The 7,387-nt window shown below is 68.7% G+C and carries 6 protein-coding genes and 1 tRNA gene; 3 read left to right on the top strand and 4 right to left on the bottom strand.

Annotated features, from left to right (window positions below; translation table 11 throughout):
* Positions 1-67: 67 nt before the first annotated feature.
* Complete coding sequence (locus AB0C28_RS52710; protein ID WP_357860676.1) at positions 68-1,363, bottom strand: ABC transporter substrate-binding protein; 1,296 nt, start codon at positions 1,361-1,363, stop codon at positions 68-70.
* Between the two features lie 352 nt (positions 1,364-1,715).
* Between AB0C28_RS52710 and AB0C28_RS52705 the strand changes: the two genes are divergently transcribed.
* Positions 1,716-2,405, top strand: coding sequence for a hypothetical protein (locus AB0C28_RS52705; RefSeq protein WP_357860679.1), 690 nt, complete (start codon positions 1,716-1,718; stop codon positions 2,403-2,405).
* Here AB0C28_RS52705 and AB0C28_RS52700 read toward each other — a convergent pair.
* Positions 2,402-3,703 (bottom strand): ABC transporter substrate-binding protein, encoded by a 1,302-nt coding sequence (locus AB0C28_RS52700; protein WP_357860682.1) that lies wholly within the window; start codon positions 3,701-3,703, stop codon positions 2,402-2,404. The genes AB0C28_RS52705 and AB0C28_RS52700 overlap by 4 nt on opposite strands.
* A 373-nt stretch (positions 3,704-4,076) precedes the next feature.
* Complete coding sequence (locus AB0C28_RS52695; protein ID WP_358084661.1) at positions 4,077-5,303, bottom strand: MFS transporter; 1,227 nt, start codon at positions 5,301-5,303, stop codon at positions 4,077-4,079.
* 99 nt (positions 5,304-5,402) lie between these two features.
* On the opposite strand from AB0C28_RS52695, the gene AB0C28_RS52690 reads away from it, so the two are divergent.
* On the top strand, positions 5,403-6,488 hold the full coding sequence (locus AB0C28_RS52690; RefSeq protein ID WP_358084657.1) for a DUF5937 family protein: 1,086 nt from the start codon (positions 5,403-5,405) through the stop codon (positions 6,486-6,488).
* 25 nt (positions 6,489-6,513) lie between these two features.
* On the opposite strand, the gene AB0C28_RS52685 is transcribed toward AB0C28_RS52690, so the two are convergent.
* Positions 6,514-7,098 (bottom strand): response regulator, encoded by a 585-nt coding sequence (locus AB0C28_RS52685; protein WP_245956065.1) that lies wholly within the window; start codon positions 7,096-7,098, stop codon positions 6,514-6,516.
* Between the two features lie 116 nt (positions 7,099-7,214).
* Between AB0C28_RS52685 and AB0C28_RS52680 the strand changes: the two genes are divergently transcribed.
* A tRNA-Leu gene (locus AB0C28_RS52680) sits at positions 7,215-7,292 on the top strand.
* Positions 7,293-7,387 lie beyond the last annotated feature (95 nt).

Raw genomic sequence — 7,387 nt, 5'->3', positions numbered from 1 at the left:
CGTGTGAGCGCACGCGAAAGGGCCCGGTCGCGGACGACCGGGCCCCTGGGGTGGTTCTGGTGACCGACTAGCCGGCGATGTTGCCGGTGCGGTACTCCAGCGCCTTGGTGGCGTACTTGTTGTCGTCGCCGTACTGGTAGATGCCGATGGTGGCGACGGCCGGGTCACCGGCCTCGTTGAACTCGACCGGGCCGCTGACGCCCTCGTAGTCGATGTCCTTGCCGGCCTTCAGCAGGTCGACGCAGGCCTTGAAGCTGGTGCACTTCTCGCCGCCCTTGCTGACCTCCATCAGCTTCGCCGCGATGTCGACACCCGCGTCGCTCTTGGCGGCCTCGGCGGCCAGCGCGATCAGGTTGGCCGCGTCGTAGGACTCGGGGGCGTAGCTGAAGTCCTCAAGGTCCTTGTTGACCGACAGCAGCTTCTTCTGGAACTCCTCCGGAGCCGCGGCGCCGGGGATGGTGCCCTTGACGCCGTCGAGCGTGCCCTTGGGCATCTTGATGTAGTTCGTGTTGGACGTGTTGCCGTCCACCATGTACCACTTGTGCTTGTCGGCGGGCAGGCCCTGCTTGACGAGCTCCTGGACGACCTTGGCCGTCTCCTCGAAGCCGATGAGCACGATGCCCTTCGGGTTCTTGGCCTTGAGCTTGGCGACGTCGGCCGAGAAGTCGGCCGCCTTCGGGTCGTAGTCGACGCGCTCGACCACTTCGGCGCCGCCGTCGGTGACGGTCTTCTGGACCTGGTCGGCCAGACCGGTGCCGTAGGAGTCCTGCATCGCCATGATGCCGACCGTGTCGTTGCCGTCGGCCACCACGAGGTCACCAAGCACACGCCCCTGCAGCTTGTCCGGCGGCGAGGTGCGGAAGTACAGGCCCTTGTCACTGATGGTGGTGAACTTGTCGGAGGTGTTGGCCGGCGAGAAGTGCACCACACCGGCGCCCGTGATCTTGTCGATCACCGACTCCGACACCGACGAGGAGGCGGCGCCGATGATGGCGTCGGCCTTCTGCGCCAGCAGCTTGTCCACCGACTGCGAGGCGATGTTGGTGGTCGTGTCGCCCGAGTCCGTGTCGTACTTGGTCACGGGCTTGCCGAGCACGCCGCCGGCCTCGTTGATCTCCTTGAGAGCCAGGTCGACACCCGCGAACTCGGGCGGGCCGAGGAATGCCAGCGAACCGGTCTGGGGCAGCAGCGTGCCGAGGGTGAGCGTGCCGTCGCCCTGCGCCGCGGGCGCGGACGAGGCCGGCGCAGCGCTCTGGGACGTTTGCGTGGCGGTGTCGCCGCCGCCACCGCCGCAGGCTGTCAGGGCCAGGCTCGTGGCGGCCACGACAGCCAGCGCCCGTCCCACGGGAGCAATGCGGATCATGAAGTGTCTCCTTCAATCCAGGCCGGGATCCGTCAGCACCGCCGAGCGTTCCCGATCGAATGACGGAAACGTACAAAATGGTGAAGGACTGTAACTAGGTCCCCGTGGGAACTGTCGGCACTTGGATGCGGAGTCGTAATCACTCCTCAACTTACGGACCTGCGTAAGGACGCCTAATGTGCGACGAGTGAAGCGCATTACACCCCTCCTGGCGCTGACCGTCCTCGCCGCGGGTTGCGGTTCGGCCCAGGGATCCTCTGCCCTGCCGTCGCCCGCGCAGGCCGGACCGCCTCCCGGCGTATCGGTCTCCTTGGCCCAATGGCGTTCCGACGAGCCGGTGCACGCGCTTCAAGTGGCTGTCCGAAATACGAGTGAAACACGTGTTTATTTCGCTGACGTCCAGCTCGTCACGGAGTCCTTCAAGACCCTCCCGCCGCGACGGGCCGACGCCGTCATCGGCAAGACCGAGCGCACGGACCTGCCCATCCCGTACGGCGCCGCCAACTGCTCCCCCGGCGACCTGCCCGAGCTCCGCCCCGCCACCGTCGTGGCCCACGTCGCCACCGGCTCGCAGCAGCCGCACAAGGTCGTCTTCGACGTGCCGCACCCCGACCCTCTGCTGGCCAGGCTGCTGCGCGACGAATGCTCCGAGTTCCTCATCAAGCAGGCGGTGAGCATCGAGTTCGGCCCGGACTGGAAGGAGTCGGGCAAGGTCATGCGCGGAAGCCTGGTGGTCACCAGGCGCGGGCCGGGCGAGGTCTCATTGAACGACATGGGCGGCACCACCCACTACATCGCCACCCCGCGAAACAGGCCGATGGGCGTGCTGAAAGCCGGCGCGCGACGGCTGGAGGCGCCGGTCGAGCTCACCCCCGGCCGGTGCGACCCGCACGCGTTCGCCGAGGCCAAGAAGGCCTTCCAGTTCCCGGTGCGGGCCGCCGTGGACGGCGGGCAGGAGCGCGTGGTCATCGTCACGCCGCCCAAGCCGCTGCAGGAGCGGCTCATCGCCTACGCGATGGCCGCCTGCGGGCTCGGCTCCTAGCCCTCGATGTTGCCGGTACGGTACTCCAGCGCCTTGCCGGGGTACTTGTTGTCGTCGCCGTACTCGTAGACGCCGATCGTGGCCACGGCCGGGTCACCGGCCTCGTTGAACTCGATCGGGCCGCTGACACCGTCGTAGTCGATGTCCTTGCCCGCCTTCAGCAGGTCGGCGCACTCCTTGAAGCTCTTGCACTTCTCGCCGCCCTTGCTCACCTCGGGCAGCTTGGCCGCGATCGACTTGCCGGTGTCGTCCTTGGCCGCCTCCGCGGCCAGCGCGATCAGGTTCGTCGCGTCGTACGACTCGGCCGCGTAGGTGAAGTCGTCGAGCTCGGGGTTGAGCTCCAGGAGCTTCTTCCTGAACGCGTCGGGGGCCTCGGCGCCGGGGATCGTGCCCTTGACGCCCTTGAGGGTGCCCTTGGGCATCTTCAGGTAGTTGGTGTTCGACATGTTGCCGTCCACCATGTACCACTTGTGCTTGTCCGCGGTCAGGCCCTGCTTGACCAGCTCCGCCACGACCTTGGCACCCTCCTCGAAACCGATCAGCACGATCGCCTTCGGGTTCTTGGCCTTGATCTTGGCGACATCGGCGGAGAACTCGGCCGCCTTCGGGTCGTAGTCCACCCGCTCCACGACGCTCGCCCCGGCCTCCTCGGCCGTCTTGGTGACCTGGTCGGCCAGCCCCGAGCCGTAGGAGTCCTGCATCGCCATGATGCCGATGGTGTCGTTGCCGTCGGCCGCGATCAGGTCGCCCAGCACCCGGCCCTGCAGCTTGTCCGGCGGCGCCGTACGGAAGTACAGGCCGTTGTCGCTGATCGTGCTGAACTTGTCGGAGGTGTTGGCCGGCGAGAACTGCACGACGCCCGCACCCGTGATCTTGTCGATGATCGACTCCGACACCGACGAGGAGGCGGCGCCGACGATGGCGTCGGCCTTCTGCGCCAGCAGCTTGTCCACCGACTGCGAGGCGATGTTCGTGGTCGTGTCGCCGGAGTCCGTGTGCTGCTTCTCGACCGGCTTGCCGAGCACGCCCCCGGCCTCGTTGATCTCCTTGACCGCCTGGTCGACGCCCGCGAACTCGGGCGGGCCGAGGAAGGCCAGCGAACCCGTCTGGGGCAGCACCGTGCCGATGGTCAGCGTGCCGTCGCCCGCAGCCGCCGGCGCCGAGGAGGCCGCCGTGGACGGCGCGGCGGTGCCGGACTGCTCGGCGGCCGTGTCGCCGCCACCACCACAGGCCGTCAGGGCCAGGCTCGCCGCGGCCGCGACGGCCAGCAAGCGCCCCGCTGGAGCAATGCGCATCATGAAAGAGACTCCCCCTATCTCAGCGAAGTGACGATCACCTTCGCCAGTTTTCCGAGCTCAGCATGCCTCTTTTGGGCGGTTGTGGGGAGTTCTCCTGAGGCTTTTATGCCGATTCGTAATGTCCTAAACACCCATAGTAATGATATGTTTCATGAGAGTTACGGACACCCTCCGATATGGGATGACCTGATCCGATATTTCCGGATCTAGACAAAAATGCGAGCAGGCCCGGCCGCAACCCGCGGATGTCGCCTGAGGGCGCCGGCACAAAAGGGTGAGGTCACGAGCCCCGAGCGACCCCCGAGCGACTCTGACCTCCTGCCGCGACCGGCCCGGCTAGGCCGACCGGCGCCGCCGGCGCTGACCGGCCCGGTCAACTCCGGTCATGCTCGGACCGCTCCCGGCTCCCCGATCCGGCTCCCCGATCCGGCTCGACGGCGACGGCGGACGCCGACAGCAGCGTCGCACCGGCCAGCCCGCCCCACAGCACGGCAGGACCGTACGGCGCCAGAGCCGTAATAACCGCCGGGGAGACGGCGAGACCGAAGCCCGTCGAAAGCTGGAAACGGGCCAGCGCACGTCCCAGGACCCGCGCCGGGGCACGCGCGGTGACCAGCGCGGTGGCACTGCCGGCATAGACGATCTCGCCGAGAGTGCAGACCACCGACACCACGGCGACGGCCGGCGCGCCCCAGCCGTCCCCCAGCGACATGGCGGCGAGGAAGCCCAGGTAGGACGCGGCGAGCACCACACCGGCGAGAGCCAGCACGGTCCGCCGGCGGAAGCGGGACAGCAGCACCGTGACCGGAACCTGCAAGGTGATCACCAGCACCGTGTTCGCCACGAAGACGGCCGCCGGCCAGACCGGCGAGGCGTGCAACTGCGTCACCAGGACCAGCGGCAGCGCGATCTCGGGCACGTTGAGACAGAAGACGTAGATCACGTTGGCGGCCAGCAGCACCCGCATCCCGGACGCTTCGTCGTCCCCCCCATCCGTGGTTGCGGCCGGACGAGCGCGTACGCGCACCGACCACGCCAGAGCCGCCGCGGCGAGATAGGCGAGCCCGGTGCCGGCCGCCAGCACCCGCAGCCCGGTGGCGCCGCCCGCCAGGCACGCGGTGGCGAGTAACGCCCCCGCACCCAGCCCGGCGTTACGCAGCGCGCGGCCCGCCGCGAGGGCGGCGTCACGATCCCGCCCCCGGGCGACCGTGGCCACGAGCGCCGCATGGGCCGCCGGCCACACCTGGTTGCCGATGCCGAGGAACAACGCCGCCGCCGCGAACAACCCCACGTTCCCCACCGGGGTGGCCACCAGCAACGCCACACCCAGCACCCGTACCAACATCGACGCCGCCACGACCGCGCTGCGCGCACCCCGGTCCAGCCAGCGCCCGGCCGCCGGCACACACACCAGCCCCGTCACGACGCCGGCCGTCATCGCGACCCCGGCGGCCGGCGCGGACAGCCCCAGCACCGTCACCCCGTAGAGCAGCAGAAACGGCCGCAGCAGGCCCGTGCCGAGCGCGTCCACCCCGAGGGCGACGGCATAGCGGGGGCCTCCTGAGGCACGGACGAGGGCCCGCGTGGTGGTGGTAGCCATGGCGTCAACAGTGCGTCCGCCCGCCGGACCAGCCCCGACGATTGACGGAGACCGTCAACCGATGCCGCCACCGCACCTCCGACCAGCGATGATGGGAGGGTGACGCTGAGGATCGACATCAGCGGCCTGCCGCCGCGGCGCCTGCGGTTCGCCGCCTCCCCGCTGGCCGAGCTGACCGCGATGCTGCACGTCCTGGCCGAGCCCGGGCACCACCCGAAAGTGGCCGGCTGGGCCGGCGACGTCTGGGCCGGGCTGCGGCCCGAACTCGCCGAACGGCTGCGGGAGGCCGAGTTCCTCTGGCGTTCCTCACGAGCCGACTTCCTCGTCCCCGCCCACCCCCGGCCCACCCTCGCAGAAGAACTCGACGACGTGGACCGGATCGACGACGAAACCTACGTCACCGCCGCACTCGTCACCACCTGCGGCAGCAACCGGGTGCACTTCGCCGCACCCTCACCCCTCACCGACGCCACCGCCCGCGAGCGAGCCCTGCACCTGGCCCAGGCCCGCGGCACCCTCCAAGAGACCTTCGCGGAACGCCTGCTCGCCGACCCCGCCGCCGTGCGGGCACGGGTGCGCCACACCCTCGAACAGTGCGCAGAAGCCTTCTTCGACGCCACCTGGGCACGCGTCGCCCCCCAGCTCACCACCGACGTGCGCGTCAAGAACGACCTGCTGCGGCACCAGGGCATCGCAGCCGCACTCACGTCGATCTCCGACGCCCTCACCCTGGCACCCGACGGCCACCACATCGTCGTCGACAAACTCCAGGACAACGCCACCACCGCCCACGACACCGGGATCACCTTCCTGCCCAGCGTCTTCGGCCGCCCGCACCTGGTGGCCATCCACGCGCCCGGATGGCCGCCCGTGGTGCAGTATCCCGTCGCCGAGGCGAGCCCGCCGAAACCGGTCACGCTGGAAACCGTCACGCTGCGCCTGGAGGCACTCGCCCATCCCGTGCGGCTACGCCTGCTCCGCACCCTGGCCCGCGGCCCCCACACCACCGGCGAACTGGCCCACGCCTGGGAACTCACGCCCCCGGAGGTCTCCCGCCACCTCGCCGTCCTGCGCCGCGCGGGCCTGCTCACGACCCAGCGGCACGGCCGCTACGTCCGCTACAGCGTCAACCTCACCGACCTGACGGCACTGGGCGCCGACGTACTCACGGCCGTACTGCGCTGAGCCGTGCTGACGACGGCAGGTTCCCTCACGATCGCTCCGCCGCGTCGTCGATAACGATCTGAGCAACCTCACGCATGCTCAACCGCCGATCCATCGACGCCTTCTGAATCCACCGGAACGCCTGCGGCTCACTCCAGCCGTGCTGCGTCATCAACTGCCCCTTGGCCCGCTCGACCAGCTTCCTCGTCTCCAGCCGCTCCGACAGACTCGACACCTCGGCCGCCAGCGCGACCATCTCCTCGTGCCTGCTGACCGCCATCTCGATCGCCGGCACCAGATCCGCCTTCGTGAACGGCTTCACCAGATAGGCCATCGCCCCCGCGTCACGGGCCCGCTCCACCAGATCACGCTGGGAGAACGCGGTCAGGATCAGACAGGGAGCGATCCGGTCGGCCACGATCCGCTCGGCCGCCGAGATGCCGTCGAGCACCGGCATCTTCACGTCCAGAATCACGAGATCGGGTCTCAGATCGGCGGCCAGCCGGATCGCCTGCTCACCATCTCCGGCCTCGCCCACGACGACGTAGCCGTCCTCCTGGAGCATCTCCTTGAGGTCGAGGCGGATCAGCGCCTCGTCTTCCGCGATCACTACTCGCCGCTGCGTACTCACGAGCAGAAGAGTACAGACGTCCGGTAGATTAGATCCACGCCGGACCGATGTGGCCCCACGTTGGGCTAAGCTTCAGGTGCGTGCATCATGGGCAAATCCGGATTTTCCGGATATAAGCCCCGGTATCCCAACTGGCAGCAGGAAACGGATTCAAAACCCGTACAGTGTGGGTTCGAATCCCACCCGGGGCACCATGTGATGTCTCAGGACATCGGAAACCCTCGAACCTACGGGTTCGGGGGTTTCGTCTTGCTGGGGTTTGCCTGAGGTTGGTAATCGCGGCTGGGGT

Origin of the sequence: Nonomuraea sp. NPDC048892, from assembly GCF_040649735.1 — a bacterium.
Classification (GTDB): domain Bacteria; phylum Actinomycetota; class Actinomycetes; order Streptosporangiales; family Streptosporangiaceae; genus Nonomuraea; species Nonomuraea maheshkhaliensis.
This window is presented reverse-complemented; position numbering and strand designations above follow the sequence as displayed.